Below are 796 nucleotides of genomic sequence, written 5' to 3' on the forward strand. Positions count from 1 at the left end.
ATATGTTTTGTTAAACCCAGTGATGAGGATAGGGAATTGAATACAGATTTTTTGAAAGATCTAAACGAAAAAGCAAAGGAATCACTGGCGCCTATGAGTAAAGTTGGTGAGTTAATGACCAGCTCTATGCAGGAAACCTTCAAAGCACAAATGGAGTCGGCGAAAAAATATTCAGACTTTGCATCGGCCCGTTTTAAAGCATTTACCGAAGTAAAGGACCCTGAGTCTTTACAGGATTTCTTTAAAGAGCAGATGGAAGCTTTTGGCGAGCTAAACGAGCAGATGATGACTGATATTCAAGCACTTAGCGATGCTGGAAGTAAGTTTCGTGAAGAGTTGGAAGAAATTATGAAGTCGGCTTCAGAGCCCAAAACTGAAGCAAAACCAGCTGCTAAAGCGACAAGTAAAGCAAAGTAGTGGTATGACAATGAAGGCCAGTACTACTTAGCAGTTCTGGCCGTTCATGACTTTTTTCGCAGNCACTTTCTCCATACCGCTATCTATACCTCTAGATTGGGTATTTAGCCCTTTTGGCTGCCTGTTCTATAAGAATAATTAGGAACACGCTCTTATGACGAAAAACCTTTTTGATAATCCCTATTGGAAAATGAGTGCCAAGGCAATGGAAGAAAGCCAGCGCGCTTTAACTTACCTTTCAACTCAATTGAATGAAGAGCATGGTAGCTTGCAGGCTGTTGCCAGTGATGCTACAGAGTCTTATCTAAAGTATGTCCAAGAGGTTGTAAAGCATCCTTGGGAAACGACAAAGCAAACGGCAGACTTGGGCAAGAATTAC

The 796-nt window shown here is 41.5% G+C and carries 2 protein-coding genes; both read left to right on the top strand.

Going from position 1 to position 796, the window contains the following annotated elements; genetic code table 11:
* Nucleotides 1-417: phasin family protein (locus A3766_RS04555; RefSeq protein ID WP_068641797.1), on the top strand; the 417-nt coding region annotated here is incomplete at its 5' end.
* A 154-nt stretch (nucleotides 418-571) separates the two neighbouring features.
* Nucleotides 572-796, top strand: a 225-nt coding sequence (locus tag A3766_RS04560; RefSeq protein ID WP_156508684.1) for a hypothetical protein, incomplete at its 3' end; no start/stop codon positions are given.

This window comes from Oleiphilus sp. HI0132, assembly GCF_001635845.1.